The following is a 15,924-nucleotide window of genomic DNA, read 5'->3' as shown; positions in this document are numbered from 1 at the left end:
CACAGAATCCACTGGAGTGGCAAGCTGGCATCAATTACGTTAAGTATTGGGGGGGCAATTCGACCACCAATGCTTACGGAGACCGTGATAGCATTGGTTTCTTCCTTACCCGCACATTCTGAGTATAACTACCGCACCGGCCTTACCAAAATCTCAATCTGGACTCTTGCCAATATTGCTTTTTTAATACTTCCTTGCCAAGAGAACCAATGGGTGATTGCCTCGGCCGAAGTGCGGTAGTCGGTCTTCGATGAAGTCTGCGTTATCGGTTGTCTTTTCACGGGTCTGCATCGGTGTTTGAATGAGATTAATTGCGCGCGCCGCTATTCAATTGATCTTAGTTTTTAGTGAGAGTCGAAATGAAAATCGAACTTGACGTCAATGGCAAATTGCATCAGTTAGATGTTGACCCGGCAATGCCGCTTCTGTGGGCTTTGCGTGATCACGTTCACCTTACCGGTACAAAATACGGTTGCGGTATTGGACAATGTGGGGCATGCACGGTGCATTTAGGTGGAGAGGCGGTCCGGTCGTGTTTAATCCCAGTCAGTGCCGTAGGGAAGCAAAAAGTCACGACGATTGAAGGACTTGCCCCTGACAAAGGTCACCCTGTGCAGCAGGCTTGGATCGCGCACGCGGTGCCGCAGTGCGGCTATTGCCAATCAGGAATGGTCATGGCAGTGGTGTCCTTCCTTAGGAAGAATCCGACTCCCACTGATGAAGATATAAATTCGCAGATTACGAACATATGTCGTTGCGGAACTTATCACAGAATTCGTGAAGCCATACATGCAGTAGCGAAGGATGAAAAGCATGTCTAAACAAGTCTTCAATAACAAGCGCCGCGCGTTCCTTATCGGCGCAGCGATGACCTCTGTGGGCGCCTTATTCACAGTGGCGGGATGTAGTCCAAACAAGAATACGCAACAATCGGGTGGCCCTGCAGTTGCCGCTAACAGTGGTGGGCAGGAGCTGAACGTATGGATAACGATCAGGCCTGACAACAAAGTAATTCTGAAGATTCCCCAGACCGAGATAGGGCAGGGGGGACTCACATCCATATCTCAGTTGCTTGCTGAAGAACTCGATGTGAAGTGGTCGGATGTGATGCCGGAATTTTACGATCCCAGCGTCAATTTGGCCAATAATAACGTCTATGTATACACTGCAACGCTCGGCAGCGGCGGGATTTCGAACTTGACGGATCCGGCGCGTATTGCGGCTGCGCAAATACGTTCAATGTTGATCCATGCCGCTGCGAAACGCTGGAATCAACCGGCAGATACGCTCGATACTGCTGCGGGTAGCGTGCTACATAAAGCTAGCGGCCGATCGATATTATATGCCGACGTCGCTGCCGACGCGGTGAAAATGCCTGTTCCGGATCCAAAAACCGTGCTGTTGAAATCGCCGGATAAATGGCAGTACATTGGGAAGTCCGTTCCACGGGTTGATATCCCATCAAAAGTGGACGGTTCCGCTACCTACGGTATTGACATTTATTTCCCAGGCATGAAGTATGCCGCTGTTCGACAGTCCCCCGTTTTTGGCGGCCGCCTGAAAGCGTTCGACGCGACCGAGGCGAAGAAGCACGCTGGCGTTATCGATGTTGTAAGAATCAAGGCTGGCCCTAGTGGGTCTAACGACCCGACGCCAGGGTGGGGAGCCGACTTTGGAATGGACGACGCCGTGGCCGTCATCGCTGACGACTGGTGGACCGCAAAGACCGTGCTTGAAAGCTTACATGTTGAATGGGACGAGGGTAGCTTCGCAAACGCAAATAGCAAGGCCATCGCCGAAGACTTTCAGAAGGCATTAGCGCAACCGGGATCTGGAATGAAGGTGGTCCGCGATGAAGGAAATGTAGACGCTGCTCTTGGCAAAGCAAAGCGCCAGTTTGAAGCGACGTTTTCGGTGCCGTTTGCTGAACATGCGCCCATGGAGCCGATCAACTGTACGGCCATTGTGCGCGATGGCGGCGTCGAGGTTTGGGCAGGTTCGCAATATCCGGACGAAGCGTTGCGTATTGCGGCGAAAGCAGCGAATGTCTCGGTAGAGAAAGTCCGTCTACATCCTGTTCTTGCCGGCGGTGGTTTTGGTCGTCGCATTAATAGTGACTATGTATCGCAGGCGGTCCAAGTAGCACAAGCTGTCAAAGGAACGCCGGTTAAACTCCTTTGGACGCGTGAAGAGTCTATCCGACGCAGTTATTATCCTCCGTATACACTAAGCAAGTTCAGAGCTGGCATTGACGGACATGGGAAGTTGATAGCGTGGGAATCGGCATCGGTTGGCGGTCGCGCCCAGGACCAAAGCTACGGAACTGCTCGTCTACCCCATCTGATACCGAATATCCGCGTTTCCTACGAAATGCGGACTACGCCACCGCCTTTTGGATGGAAGCGCGGCGTCGGTTTTTCCCAACATCACTGGATGAACCAGTATTTTCTCAACGAAATTGCTCGAGCGAGTGGACAGGACCCTGTTGAGTTCCAGCTTGCACTCCTACGTGCCGATGAGTTGCCACAAAACATAGAAAAACGGGATTTGGCGCTCGACCGGATCGTAGCGCTTCGTCGCGTATTGGAAAAGCTACGTGACACCGTCAAATGGCCCGTTAAATCTTCACCCGGCAGGGGCCGGGGCATTGCCGTTCACGACCAAAGCTACTGGCCAGAGTATTCTGCTGCTGCGTCCGCAGCGATGGTGGAAGTATCGATGCAAAAAGACGGGCTAAAGGTTGACCGAGTCGTTGTCGTGATCGATGCTGGCCGCGTTGTGAATCCAAATAACGCAATTGCGCAGATTCAGGGCGGAGTTGCGTTTGGGCTTACTGACTTTCTTTACAGTCAGATTAGCTTGGAAAACGGGAAGGTTGTTCAGTCCAACTTTCATGACTATCCAATCCTGAAGATGGCCGCTATGCCCAGCGTTGAAGTGCATTTCCTACCTTCCGAAGCTCACTCGCATGGTATTGGTGAGACGCCGGTACCTCTTGTGATCGCTGCGGTTGCGAACGCGATCGCCGACGCGGGCGGTCCGCCAATTCGAGGTCTTCCGGTAACTGCTCACGGCGTGCAGGTTGCCTAGGGTGTGTCTGACTGAACGAAGTTAAGTCGGGAAGGTCAGAGGGCGATGAGCCGAACTGACCTAACCGAAAAGCAGTGGCGGCAGTTGGAGCCACATTTGCCGCCCAGCCCACATCACGGCCATGCTTATGTCGAGCATCGGCATGTGACCAATGGGATATTGTGGCGCTTACGGACAGGCGCGCCCTGGCGCGACCTTCCACCGCGCTACGGTCCTTGGCAAACTTGATATAACCGCTTCGTTCGCTGGTCACGCAATGGCACGTGGCAGCGCCTGCTCGAAGTCATTTCCGAGGGCGGCTGTTCAGCTTGAACGCGATCCGGTTCGGATCCGCTTGCGAAAATTCAGCGAGGTTGGTCCCGTCGGGGGAGTACTGGCGCAGCAAGCGGTTGGCGTTCTCGTTCGTTCCCCGTTGCCATGGACTGCGAGGATAGCAAAATACATCTGCACAGCAGTATGAGCTGAAAAACGTTGCGCTGAGCCAGTTCGCTGCCGCGGTCTCAGGTCAGCGTTTGCATAGCGCCATCTGGTAAGCCGCTGACCTCGCGAATAAAGGCACTGACGAGTGAATTGTTCAGCGGTTGCATAGGTTACGGTATCAGAGACAAAGACCTATGAGTCTAAAGGCAAAACCTTCTGTGCCCGAAGCAGCTCGGTCATCTGGTCAGAAGTTAGCGGTGCACTGGCATAAAAGCCTTGGTATTCATTGCAGGCGCTTTCTAAGAGGAAGGCGGCCTGCTCCTTCGTCTCTACGCCTTGCGCGACGACGGTCGAGCTTAGTGCCTTACCTATGGCAATCACCGAAGATGTTAGTGTCGTGGTCTTGCCATGATGGTCAAGGTCATGGATAAAAGCCTGGTCGATCTTGATACTGTCGAACGGAAATTTCTGCTGTGCCACAACAGACAAATAACTGATTCCGAAATTATCGATGGCGATCCGGACGCCGACTTCTCTTAATTTCTCAAGTATTTTCACCGTTTTGCCGATATCGCGCATCAGTATACTTTCACTAATCTCTAGCTCGAGGAAGCGTGCTTCCATTCTAGTTGAGGCGAGTATCTCTTTCAGATCAGTAAGCAGGTTTGCGTCGGAAAACTGTCGCTCAGTCAAGGTGACAGCGATAACAACGGGCGCTAGCCCTTGTTCCTTCCAAGCCACGTTTTGAAAACAGGCGGTCCGAAGCACCCATTTGCCGATCGAAACAATCAGGCTGCTTTCCTCGGCGACCGGTATGAATTGCATTGGCGCGACCATACCCATATCAGGATGTTCCCAGCGTAGAAGCGCTTCCATACCGGTGATCTTCCCGGTGTCGATGTCCTGCCTAGTCTGATAGTGCAGTCGGAATTCCTTCCGATTCAAAGCCTGACGCAATGCTGACTCGAGATTAAGTCTCTGCAGTGACGTCGAGCTCAGTTCTTCTGAATAGAACTGGAAATTATTTTTGCCGTTCGCTTTGGCTTGGTACATTGCTACGTCGGCGCTTTTCGTTAAGGTTTGTTCGTCTAATCCTGCTCGAGGATATGTGCTTATACCGATGCTGGTCGTGACATGGAGTACTTGGCCAAGCAGGGAAAATGGCTGAGCGACTGCGGCAAGAATTTTATGAGCGACGGTTGCAGCGTATGTTTGATCATGTAGTTCCGGCAGCAGCACGACGAACTCGTCGCCACCAAGTCGAGCGACAGTATCGCTTTCCCGTAGACAACCTTTAAGCCTGAGGGCGAGTTCCCGCAAAAGCTGGTCGCCTGCCTCGTGGCCCAACGTATCATTAATTTGTTTGAAGCGGTCGACGTCCAGAAACAACAGTGCTAACTGCCGATTGTTTCGTTTCGCTTGTCTAATGTTTTGTGCGAGTAGTTTGCTAAATAGGCTGCGGTTGGGAAGTGTCGTCAGACTATCATGATAAGCGAGATGCTCGACATGCTTGGCGTGCGCAATCTGCTCCTCTACTGCACGCTGTCGGCTCAACGCGAGTTGCCGGCTCATACGGTCTAGGATTGCGACTATCAGTATCAGGAGGGCGCTGGCCCCTACCGCGCGCCAAACGTAAATTGTAATATTACGTCGGGTTGCGGCCAGCTGCTCCTTGGCCGACAGCCCAACGACAACTGCAACAGGAAACCCGTAGAGTTTGCGCACCGAAGTATAGCGCCTAACACCATCCCACGCGTTGGTTGATAGCGTGGCCTGCTCTTGCGTGGTCTCAAGGTTCTTAATCAGCGTACGGTAATTGAAGCGTTCACCTGCCGACACTATGTCGCCGCTGCGCCTGACCTGAAAGATTCCGTCCAGCCCAAAGATCCCGAGCACGCCATGCTCGCCCATTTCAGTAGGCTCATAGCTGCTTACAAAATATGACGCAAATACCGTTACGAGTTCGATGCCGGAAAACTTACCATCCGCAGTACTGAGCCTTCGGCTGAAATGCAGCATCCATTGATTGGAATCTGGATTTTTATCCGGCAAGCCAACAAAAAATGAGTCTCTGTGCCGTTGCTGCTCGAAATAATCGCGCCCGGTCACATTATCTTGGTCACGAGCATTCGTACTTGCCACAACATCCCCATGCTCATTAGCGATGCTGAGCGTAAACCATAAATTGGGCAGCAATAATCCCTTGCCCTGCAACTCTTGAAGAACAGCGTCGTTACCACGCATGTCATGAGCGTACTTGACGACTCGGAGCGTTTGATCAATTTCCCGCAAAGCTCGTGCAACCTGTGCTTCGTAAATGTCTGCAAGTCTGCCGGTTGACGTGGCGGCTGTACGCTCGGCTATTTCGGACGCAGAATTGATGAAGCCCAAAGTGGTGCCCCAAATCGCCAGCAGCAATAGAATGGCGAGGAAACGCAAAATAACATGCGGAGCTAAAACCCTGCTTGAAGAGCGCGATAAGAATGCAGTCGCATTCCGTGACGCGGCGTCGAGGTTAAAGCTGGGTTCCATGGATATATTGAAAATCCTAATACGCCAAAAACGACAAGAGATAAAGACTGGCTAAATTATGGTAGGTAGCTTCCCTAAAAAATTCCTTGCAAGGAGATCGACAACAGCCTTGATCTTTCAGAGATCGGGTACGAATGGTGAAAATGCTCTTTAGCCAGATCGTATTCAAATTTTAAAGCCATATTTCGGTAGAAATCCCAGCGTATCGAAGCTACATGCGTATGCCCGCTGTCTGAGGAGTTGTCGTCCAGATAGCGGGAGTATGTGTACATCGGGGTCCACGCCCCCAATTGATAACCTATCCCTAACAGTCCGTATTTGTACTTGCCGACACTCACGTCGGCTCGATCTATTTCGCTTTTTATCAGAAAATTTTTATAGTCCATATTCATAGATAGCCCTGCAAACTGGCTGTACTTGTCGACAATGGTCGTTGAAGGAGCGCCACCCGCGCGGTCTCTCCATACGATATCATTCATGTGCATCATTGTGGCGCGTATGTCAAACACATCGTTCGTTACCGCAACGGATCCACCTAACATTCGTTTCCAAGCTTCATTTGTTGGTTGTCCGAAAAAAAGCCGAGTAAGGTACACATCATCTTTTTGGGTATAACTTCCAGACCACGCGGTGATGGTCGAGGCCCAATCTGAAGTGCCCAATTGCGTACGGTAGCTAGCATTTATCCCGTTATAAGAATAAATCGAGGTGCCATACACATCCGCGGACGGTCTGACCCATGGGTAGGCGTAGCCCACGTATAGCTGATCACTGTAGTAATAAATAGGAATTCTCATTTTCCCCACTTGTAGCATCCAGCCAGAATTACCCGATGGCTGCCAGGTTACGTATAGCCAGTCGATAGTGGGAGTAGATCCGTCGTTGGGATTCCGTAATCGGCTCACTAGTTGTGCGGTTGCCGACAGCGTCGGCGAAAATTTCTTTCTTATTTGGATACCCAGCAACGATTCCTGGTCGAATCTAATACCTCGGTCTTTTTCATACACACCGCCGTATTCGTACACTGCAATATTGCAGGGGCAGCTATGATTCTGGTAAAGCGATGAATTAGATGTGTCTCGTGTCGCATCACTTAACAATTTGGCGCCAGTCAAGCTGTAAAAGCCAGAGACTGTCAACGTTCCATCATTATTCTTGTCGGCCGCGTCGACCCCGGCAGTCGCTATCATCAAAAACACGAATGATAAGCCAATAAGCAAATTTCTCATTGAACAGATTCCTAAACTTCGTTGCAAGAAAAATCGTCGCATCTAACGAATTACCGCGATTACTTTTACTGTGTCGTCGACTGATGATTTCTCTATATAACCAATCGCGTTAACGTTTTCGCTGAGTGCCCTCTTCACTCCTGTGCTGGATTGGTAGACTTGAGGAGCGCCTCCGCGCGCCGTAAATACCAACTTGGCCCAAATTGCCTGAACTTGAGCAGGTTCTTTTTCAAGTACTTTCTTGTAGAATTCGGCATGTACTGATGAGTGCTCATCCTGCTCCAGTGGAGTAAACAGGACAGATCCACCGAGGTAAATCTGTTTTAATGTCGACGTTGCTATAGACGAAACTGGATTTTTCGGGTTAACGACGATTGCCAGCTCGGCAAAGGTCGGTTTTATACCAAATAACCAAAGCGAGACGGCGACAATTATTTTTAACTTCGGATTCATCAACTATGCCTTAATTTTGATATCTTACGCGATAGTCGTGGCCATCAACTGTCTAGAATATTGTCCGCAGGACGCCGTTTTGAAAAATGAAACAGGGGAAAGGTACGGCAGGCGGAGTCAACGAGGTTCGCTAGAGAAGTCTACATCGGGATAGTAGGCGAAACAAGCTTGAGATTCTTTTTCTTATGTTCAAGTAGTTAATCTTTGTATTTTTACAGCCTATCGATCCAGTTAAACTTGTAAAAAGGATTCTTAAACTATCTTCTGCCCACGGATTATTGCAATGTTTCTAGTTAGCCATGTTGCTGGGGTACAACATGATTAATATAATGTTAAGAGTGTGCTGATAGCTCGAGATATATGGCTGCAAAAGTCATCGAGGTTCTTATCGTCTTGCCGCACTTAACGACATGAAGATGTTTGCTTTACAACTGGCGAACGCCCACGGAAACGTTACTGAACAATGCGAAGAATAAAATGGCGCCCGCTTTTTCTCTTATTCCAGTTCTCGAACCTGACGGTCCAGTTCCTTCAGATTCTCGGCAAGCCGCTGCAGCAAACTTTTGAAGCCCCGAGGTAACTGTCCGGTAGCTTCATCCAACATTGCCGATTGAGGGCCGAGATTGCAAATCCTCTATGTAATGACGATTCCGAATTTAACCAGCAAATTACGGATCTGGTCGGCCTGGCCAGTCCTTGCCTTGACGAATCTCTGTCATGCCCAGTGAATCGCGAACAATGCCCGCTGCGCCTCTGTCTTAATTGCCACGGAACACATATTCGGCCGCGTGACTCGTTCACAGATGGCTCCTGCGTCGGCCGCATCGTTCTTGTTCGTCTTGGCGTAGCGCTTTACAAACTGACGGCCATCGTACGCACCTCGTCGTCCCGTCCTGAGGCCGAAAGCGGTTTAGCGCTACGTTGAGGGCCGCTAGCGATGCGGCAGCAATTCGTCGATGCCGCTGGCCGGTTGGGATGGCAGGCGTTCGAGCACATCCTTCATATAGACAAAGGCATGGTGCCGGTTGAGTCATGAAGACTGGCTTCAGGCTCATGATGGCCACGGCACGCCGTCCGATATGCAGGCTGCCAGCAAAGAGCCAGTTGTTTACGCCCGAGGGCAACCGCCCGAATCCGATTCTCGGCCAAGTTATTGTCGCTCGGGATATCGACTTCGTCGAGATAGAGTATGATGTGGTTTTTTTAGCAGATCTCGCTCCTCTTCTAGCCGCGACATTTGCAAATGTAGCCGCAGAATCTCGCTTTTTGCTTTGACCAGCTCGGCACTTTGCTTTTCGTCCTTGGTTGGCATCACTGCCTTGAGCCACTTGTACAACCTGCGTGCCGATACGCCCAGCCGGGCCGCAACCCCCGGAACAGGGTGGCCTCGCTCGACAATCTGCCTAGCTGCTTCTTCCTTAAATTCCGGCGGGTAACGCCGTGTACTCATTCATTTCTCCTATGCTCTAATCATAGGTAAGTAATGCCTACCGGAGTGGCGAGCCCCATCAGCGGTCGTCTAGTGTCTAGAAAACTCATGGCGATTCAAGCTGCTGCAAGGGCGCCACAACAGGGGGCGAGCAGGGCGACCCCTTGCGGCAGGTGCGCACCGCCCTGGGCTTTCGGTCGCGCAAAAGAACGAGGTCGACGGTGCCGGCTGGAGCTGGCGATCGGAAGGAAAGCCCGCGCAGGGAGCGCTTGGGCAGCTGCCGCAGCAGCGGGTGACTGCGTTGGCCGAGGATGCGTGCGGACATAGCCGGTGGGGCCCATGAGCGAGCCTGGCGGAGAATAGCGCACTTCATGCACCTCGACGAGCCGGTCCCCATGCCGAAATTAAGAACCTTTTGGATAAGCTGATTTGGCAATGCGTGTAAATTCTCGTAAAGTGGCTGGGTAATGCCCCCCCCCCCGCAAAAAGAGCGCGTACAGAAATGGAATTTTCTACTTAAGAACAGAAAGCTCTACATGAAGACGTCCCGCTTTACAGACACCCAGATCATTGCCATGCTCAAATAGGCCGAGGGCGGCAGCCCAGTTCCGGGCTGTGCCGCGAACACGGCATTAGCAATGCTACGTTCTACAAGTGGCGTGCTAGGTACGCTGGCATGGACGCATCCTTGATTGGCACGAATGAAAGAGCTCGAGTATGAAACTAGCGCCTGAAGAAGATGTATGCCGAGAAGTGGCTCAAGGCCGAGATCGTCGCTGAGGCGTTGACAAGGGACCGTGGCGCAGCGGTGAGCCACAATTAACCTGGCGTGTCGGGCGTTTGGCATCAGCCGGACCTGCTACCGGTACAAGGCCAAGCTGGATGCGGAAAACGCTGTCATCGCCGACTGGCTGGTACGGCTTATGAACAACCAGCGGAACTGGGGCTTCGGGCTGTACTTCCTGTACCTGCGCAACGTTAAATGGTTCAAGTGGAACCACAAAAGGGTTTGGCAGGCGCGGCATCTGCACCGATTTTATCCAGCCAGGCCAGTCTCAACAAAGCGCTTACGTAGAGCGCTACAACAGAACAGTGCGCTACGATTGGCTGGCTCACCATCTTTTTGAAACGTTCGACGAGATCCATGAATTTGCCACCCGCTGGCTGTGGACCTACAACCACGACCGCCCCAACATGGCACTGGGCGGCATTACACCGGCTGTCGAGTGTCTAGAAATCTCGTGGCGATTCACTATTCTGTTGCCCCGAAAGCATAGATGAAAAGGTCGGTCCAATAGTCAAAACTCGGCATGAGTACACCGAGCATTCAAATGATTGATTTGGGTTCCAAAACCGGTTCGATTAAGATCGATTTTTACTATGCTGACGGAGCTAAAACGGACATTGCTCACCATTCTTGAGGGGTTGACGGTGCTTCAAATCCAGACGCCAAAAAATTTGTCATGCGAGCGGTGAGCTCATCAAGATCTGCGGATTTGAAGCGACCGTCTGATAGGTCTTCGAGTCGATCTACTCCCGCCATCATGTAGAGATACGTACCCACTAGAAAGACCATTCGCCAATTGATATCTGCTGGATCCACGTGAGGCAACAAACGTTCTAGCACGGCGACGTAACGCTTGACGCAGCGGTCATACACCTCCCTTCGTAACTGAAAGGCAAATTCCTCCGGCTCATTGTGAAGTCTTGCCTGTAGCCGCACGAACGCCATCCCGCCAGGCCCGCTTCGCTTGAGTGCGAACTGCGGAGCCAAGTACGCTCGAATGACCTCTGCTACGGCGGGTTTGCCACCGGTCCTCGCAAGAAGCTCATCAAGGCACTGCTCACGTTGTTCAGCCAATCGAATCGCGCGGCGCTTGAATACCGCTTCGAACAGCGCACGTTTTGATTGGAAATAGTAAGAAATCATCGACTGACGTACGTCCGCTTGCTGCGCGATTTCTCGCGTTGCTGTTAGCACATAACCCTTCTCTGCAAACAGTTGCTCGGCAACGTCTAGGATAATGTTACGAATGTCCCGGTCGACAGCGGGCCGGCCAGGGCGGCGCTTCCCGACCCCGGAAATGCTGCCACCATCACATTTGGCGTTGGATGCACTCGTTTGCTCCAACTTGCGGTCGGATTTTTCGACTTCTTGCATTTGCAAAATCCTAAGTTTGCGGACCAAATTCTATTTGCTGGCGTTTAGATGTCGCCAATACCAACCAAAAGTCTAAGACGCTCAACTTAAGCTGGCGTTTGCGTTGACGCATAAATATCAATGCGATGCGATAGTGCATTACCCTCGAGGTCGCCAAACTCTTCAGAGCAGCAAACGGAGTGTCGAGGGTAAAAGGAACAAATATAGCATAGCTCCGGCTATGCCATGTGGCAAGGCGGAAAACCAGTGACCGCTATAGTGTGACCAGTTCTCCTACGCGACGTCGCGCAAGTCAATCCCCTTGGTTTCCTTCCAGCCCCAGACCACGTAGGCGGCAATGAGCACGATGATGACCACATAGACGTTGAATGCCCATTCAAGTTTCATTCCGCTGAACCAACTACTCAGGTATGGAGCAGTGCCGCCGAATAGTGCTACAGATATGGGCAAGGCGATACCAAGAATACGGGACCGGTAGCGCGTAGGAATTTGCTCGGCAAGGATAGCAGGCATCGTGCCGCCCACAATACCTGTGAGTGCGAGCATCAGCCCTTGAGCCAGGAAGAGTGTCCATGGGTCACCAGAGATAAACTTGATCAACGGGTAGGAAAGGACGGCTACAGCAATAAAGTACAAGATTGCTAGGGGCTTGCGGCCGACGCGATCTGATATCCGGCCCCATATCGGCGTGGCGATGATGTAGACAATCTGCGCAAACACGCTGGCAAGGAACGCTTTGGACGGATCCATTCCTCGCTGCGTTATTGCAAAGATAGCGGCGTAGCCTGTCCAGATGTAGTAAGGCAGTCCTACGCCGGCCTGATAGAAAAAAATGCCGATAGTGCATTTAAGGATCTTGGCCTTGCTCCATTCGCTAGGCGTCTGGATTCTGGCAAGATGAGACTCGAGCACATCGCTCTCCATCATTCCACGTCGCATGAAAAGGATCGCGACGGACAGAAGCGCGCCGAAGTAGAACGGAAGGCGCCAGCCCCATGCATTCATTTGCTCCGTAGGGATCAACCGGTTGAGCATCGCGCCCAGTAATGTCGCCAGAATGCTTCCGAGCCCGACGCTGAAGAACATGCTGCTTGACCAAAAGGCGCGGCGTTCCTTAGGCGCAATTTCTGCCACATAGGCATATGATGCAGTGGACTCACCGCCGTGCGCGAAGCCCTGCAGTAACCTCGCAACCAGAATCAGAAATGAAGCCCAGCCACCAATTTGCGCATAGCTGGGAATCAGCGCAATCATGAGACTGCCAATGCCCATGAGCAGCATGCAGCTCAGCAGCACTGCCTTGCGGCCCTTCCGGTCGGCTAACCTGCCGAAGAAAATTCCGCCCAAAGGCCTAGAAACAAAACCTACAGCAAATACGGCCAGCGTGCTGAGCAAGGCAGACTTGGGGTCTGCCGGGTTGAATAGCGCCTTGGCAATGTATGTGGAGAATACTGCATAGATGGTCCAATCGAACCATTCCAGCCCGTTGCCGAGACTCGTCGCGACCATGGACCGGGTGCGCATCAGACCACCAAGGGACATTGCCTTCTCAGCGGTATGGGCAGGTATCGAAAAAGCCGGTTCATTCATAAAATTATCTCCATCAGTGTTAAATCTGCCAGTAAGGGTAAAGCGAGCACGCTCGGCGGCAATACAACCGTCAACCGTTCCTCGTTAAGCGCGAGTCGATGTAATTGATGAAAAGTGCTGCGATGTCGTCGCTGTTCTTTTCCGAAGCAAGTATGTGGCCGTTGTCGTGAATGCTGTGCTGCTCCAGCCACAGATGCGTTACGTCGTAGCCTACGCTTTCGTATATATTCAGAAGCTCTGGCATTCATGCCACGCATCCCGGTAGCTTCGCCCGTTTCGAAGGCGATGGGGCAAAAATAAGGATCGTGTGTACCTACGAAGTCGGCTGAGCATAGGCGGCTGGTAAACATGCCCTGCGGGTGTACCAATCCTGGCTCGCCCTGCGGTTCTACCGCGATGATCGCCTTGACACAGGGGACGTCGATGGTTGCCATCGTCCAACCACAAGGGCCACTAGCGGAATGGAATATGAGCACGGTGTTTGAGGTGAGGGAAAATAGCTCCGTAGCTATAGACTCGCTGTGCCGTTGGGCTGCCATGAGGGAACTTGCCATCCTGACGAGGCAGGCGCAGCCGTGCACGTCCACGCACGCGTCGCTCAGTTCTAGCGCACAGCAGTCGCTTTCGGCGTCCATGGCGGCCAGTTCTTCCTTCTGGACTCTCTGCACGCGCATGCGGCCGGAGTGAAAGGTAAAGTGGTCGTTAGGGCGCAGCGTGGAATGCGTTTGCAGCATGGCTGGAACTTCAGTCTCCATGGTGGTGTTTGAACTGGGGACAATCTGTCCGATGCGGTATGTTTTCGCCATATGACTTCCCAGCTTCATGACGGATAGGGGTACGCCAATTGTTGTTTTAACTAACTAATCGGTCGACCGCCCAATATTATGAAATGGCGAGTGATTTGGCAAGCGTTTTGAGGAAAGTTTGCTAACTCCCGGAGGTTGCGCAGTCTGAAGATAATTCGCTTCTACAGTGTGTAGAAGAAACCGATGGATTCGTCACCGCCTTTTGATTCATCTAGCGGAGACAGATCGATATAGGTGTACTTGGAAAATAGCCGATTAACTGGATTTCGGTTTGGCGCCGGCCAGATCAATCAGCGCGCGTACCAGGGTTTCATTTCGATTCACTGTAGCTTGTCATACGAGTTGCCTTAGCCGGAAGGCTCGGCGTTGCCCCGGCTGATCCCTCGGTAGGCCCATTGCGTTACCTAACCAGCCCCGTCGGCATTCGCCTATTTCTACTCCTGAGCAACACTATGGCCAAGCCGCTGCCTGTCAGCGGTCCGTTTCAAGTTCGTGCAACGAAGGAAATGTGTGATTGCTTACCACGGAAATGCGTGATTATCCTGCGGGGTGGAGCAAATGTGCGACTGCCACACCTTAGTCCTTAGCCGTCCGTTGAAGGAAAGTGCCCTATTTTGTTAAGTAACTTGCCTCTTGGCGGCGGCAGGGCGCTTGGGCCAACCACCGATGAACGGCCGAATGGCAGCCACGCCGTAGTTCGTGTCGCCCACAGGGCGCCACGCATCAGAATGAAACTGTTAGCGTAGCGTCGGAAGATTATTCTCGTCAGCCGAGTAACGGCTATTGTTGGCTATAAGGAAAATTTGCTAATCACTAAGGAATAGGAAATTAGTTCAACGTTTTGCAGTAGGCGGTCGCTTCTGCGTCGATCCATTCTCGAAACGCGATTAAAGCGGTATTACTCGAGCTTGGCTCTGGGTAGATTAAATAATAACTACGGTCGCTCGAGTAAACATGGCGTGTCACAGGCACAAGTACCTCTCGCTGCAGTTCATCTTCAATCATCAGTCGTGGAATCAGAGCGATTCCCATCTCGTGTACTGCAGCTTCGGCAGCCATCGAAAACAGTTCGAAACGCGGCCCCGCCAAGTTGCCTTCGACCTTAAGGCCCCGCGATTGGAACCAGTCGCGCCAGGTATAGGGACGTGTACTCATCTGTATGAGTGTATAGCGCTGCCAGTTTTCGGCGGTTTCGAGTTGAGTGTGTGGAGCGATCAGTTTCGGACTGGCCACCGCGACGAGATGTTCGTGCATAAGGAACGTTACCTCCGTACCCGGCCAGATTGACTGACCAGCATGAATGGCAGCGTCCAAAGGTGTTTCATCGAACAGGAAGGGTCGCGTACGTACGCTCAGGTTTACAGTGATATCCGGATATTTCTGATTGAATTGCTGCATGCGCGGCAGTAGCCATTTGGTGGCAAAGGTCGGCACCACGCCGAGTTCTAGTGTCCCACCTTCTCCGCCTTTGGCCATAAGATCCAACGTGTCGCGCTCGACATCGTTGAGGCGTGCCGCGACCTTCCGACTGTAGACGATTCCGGCCGGTGTCAGGATAACCCCTCTCCGCCCACGTTGGAACAATTTGACGCCCAGGAAATCCTCGAGCGCCCCGATTTGGCGGCAAATCGCGCTCTGGGTAACGGCTAGTTCGTCGGCTGCTTTGGTAAAGCTCTGGTGCCGGGCGGCCGCTTCAAACGCGGACAGGGCAAGGGTAGAGGGAATCTTGCGGCGCATGACTAGGCGTTTAGGATGTTCTGAAGTGAGTTTTATGCACAGGTGAGTGCGTAGAAAGCGTTTGTCCTCTCCATATTCTAATTGTACATTGGCTGGGCGATTAACTTCATAACGAGTCTTGAAATGAGTTCCAAGAACACCTCTGTTGCATTCCACTGGGAGGACCCCTTGCTGCTCGACCAACAGCTGACCGACGACGAGCGCATGGTGCGCGATTCGGCCAATGCTTATTGTCAAGGGCGCCTAGCGCCGCGTGTCCTGGAAGCGTTCCGTCGCGAAGAGACAGATGTGGCAATCTTCCGCGAGATGGGGGAGTTAGGGCTGTTGGGTGTAACAATTCCTGAGGCCTATGGTGGGACGGGCCTGAACTACGTCAGCTATGGGTTAGTAGCACGCGAAATCGAGCGCGTCGATTCCGGCTACCGCTCGATGATGAGCGTGCAGTCGTCGCTCGTGATGGTGCCCATCTACGAATTC

The 15,924-nt window shown here is 52.2% G+C and carries 13 protein-coding genes and 4 pseudogenes; 6 read left to right on the top strand and 11 right to left on the bottom strand.

The genetic code is table 11. The features are described from left to right. Positions 1-11 precede the first annotated feature (11 nt). The 4 genes from QPK29_RS32800 (at position 12) to QPK29_RS32785 (ending at position 3,318) form a co-directional block, all read left to right on the top strand. Positions 12-122: a DUF1302 family protein gene (locus QPK29_RS32800; RefSeq protein ID WP_400189936.1), complete on the top strand. Its 111-nt coding sequence runs from the start codon at positions 12-14 to the stop codon at positions 120-122. A gap of 243 nt (positions 123-365) precedes the next feature. After that, positions 366-821, top strand: a complete 456-nt coding sequence (locus tag QPK29_RS32795) for a (2Fe-2S)-binding protein (protein ID WP_371772345.1) — start codon at positions 366-368, stop codon at positions 819-821. Further along, the gene (locus tag QPK29_RS32790) at positions 814-3,090 is read left to right on the top strand and encodes a xanthine dehydrogenase family protein molybdopterin-binding subunit (protein WP_371772344.1); all 2,277 of its coding nucleotides are present in this window, start codon (positions 814-816) and stop codon (positions 3,088-3,090) included. The genes QPK29_RS32795 and QPK29_RS32790 overlap by 8 nt, the downstream gene beginning before the upstream one ends. Before the next feature lie 45 nt (positions 3,091-3,135). Beyond that, positions 3,136-3,318, top strand: a complete 183-nt coding sequence (locus tag QPK29_RS32785) for a transposase (RefSeq protein WP_371772343.1) — start codon at positions 3,136-3,138, stop codon at positions 3,316-3,318. Between the two features lie 55 nt (positions 3,319-3,373). Here the strand turns inward: QPK29_RS32785 and QPK29_RS32780 are convergent. From QPK29_RS32780 to QPK29_RS32750, 7 genes and pseudogenes are all read right to left on the bottom strand, one after another. After that, positions 3,374-3,529: pseudogene (locus tag QPK29_RS32780) on the bottom strand (IS30 family transposase); the annotation flags it as partial. 173 nt (positions 3,530-3,702) lie between these two features. After that, positions 3,703-6,042 (bottom strand): bifunctional diguanylate cyclase/phosphodiesterase, encoded by a 2,340-nt coding sequence (locus QPK29_RS32775; protein WP_371772342.1) that lies wholly within the window; start codon positions 6,040-6,042, stop codon positions 3,703-3,705. 74 nt (positions 6,043-6,116) lie between these two features. Next, the gene (locus QPK29_RS32770) at positions 6,117-7,271 is read right to left on the bottom strand and encodes a hypothetical protein (RefSeq protein ID WP_371772341.1); all 1,155 of its coding nucleotides are present in this window, start codon (positions 7,269-7,271) and stop codon (positions 6,117-6,119) included. 42 nt (positions 7,272-7,313) lie between these two features. Continuing rightward, positions 7,314-7,724 carry a type 2 periplasmic-binding domain-containing protein gene (locus QPK29_RS32765; RefSeq protein ID WP_371772340.1) on the bottom strand — a complete coding sequence of 137 codons (411 nt, stop codon included), beginning with the start codon at positions 7,722-7,724 and terminating at the stop codon, positions 7,314-7,316. Positions 7,725-8,378: 654 nt separating this feature from the next. After that, positions 8,379-8,586: pseudogene (locus QPK29_RS32760) on the bottom strand (IS110 family transposase); the annotation flags it as partial. Positions 8,587-8,655: 69 nt separating this feature from the next. After that, positions 8,656-8,909 (bottom strand): annotated as a pseudogene (locus QPK29_RS32755) (IS66 family transposase); the annotation flags it as partial. After that, positions 8,875-9,174 carry a transposase gene (locus QPK29_RS32750; protein WP_371772339.1) on the bottom strand — a complete coding sequence of 100 codons (300 nt, stop codon included), beginning with the start codon at positions 9,172-9,174 and terminating at the stop codon, positions 8,875-8,877. The gene QPK29_RS32750 and the pseudogene QPK29_RS32755, both read right to left, overlap by 35 nt. Before the next feature lie 515 nt (positions 9,175-9,689). Between QPK29_RS32750 and QPK29_RS32745 the strand changes: the two are divergent. Then, positions 9,690-10,434 (top strand): annotated as a pseudogene (locus QPK29_RS32745) (transposase). A gap of 127 nt (positions 10,435-10,561) precedes the next feature. Here QPK29_RS32745 and QPK29_RS32740 read toward each other — a convergent pair. The 4 genes from QPK29_RS32740 to QPK29_RS32725 form a co-directional block, all read right to left on the bottom strand. Then, complete coding sequence (locus QPK29_RS32740) at positions 10,562-11,314, bottom strand: TetR/AcrR family transcriptional regulator (protein ID WP_371772338.1); 753 nt, start codon at positions 11,312-11,314, stop codon at positions 10,562-10,564. A gap of 273 nt (positions 11,315-11,587) precedes the next feature. After that, positions 11,588-12,904 (bottom strand): MFS transporter, encoded by a 1,317-nt coding sequence (locus tag QPK29_RS32735; protein ID WP_371772337.1) that lies wholly within the window; start codon positions 12,902-12,904, stop codon positions 11,588-11,590. Next, complete coding sequence (locus tag QPK29_RS32730; protein ID WP_371772336.1) at positions 12,901-13,710, bottom strand: hypothetical protein; 810 nt, start codon at positions 13,708-13,710, stop codon at positions 12,901-12,903. Before QPK29_RS32730 ends, QPK29_RS32735 begins: the two co-directional genes overlap by 4 nt. Positions 13,711-14,538: 828 nt before the next feature. Beyond that, the gene (locus tag QPK29_RS32725) at positions 14,539-15,447 is read right to left on the bottom strand and encodes a LysR family transcriptional regulator (protein WP_371772335.1); all 909 of its coding nucleotides are present in this window, start codon (positions 15,445-15,447) and stop codon (positions 14,539-14,541) included. A 123-nt stretch (positions 15,448-15,570) separates the two neighbouring features. Here QPK29_RS32725 and QPK29_RS32720 point away from each other — a divergent pair. Then, a partial coding sequence (locus QPK29_RS32720; protein ID WP_400189934.1) for an acyl-CoA dehydrogenase family protein occupies positions 15,571-15,924 on the top strand: 354 nt, incomplete at its 3' end.

This window comes from Massilia orientalis (assembly GCF_030411975.2).
Lineage (GTDB): Bacteria > Pseudomonadota > Gammaproteobacteria > Burkholderiales > Burkholderiaceae_D > Telluria > Telluria orientalis.
Note: the sequence above shows the minus strand (reverse complement) of the source record. Positions and strands in the feature narration are given on the sequence as shown.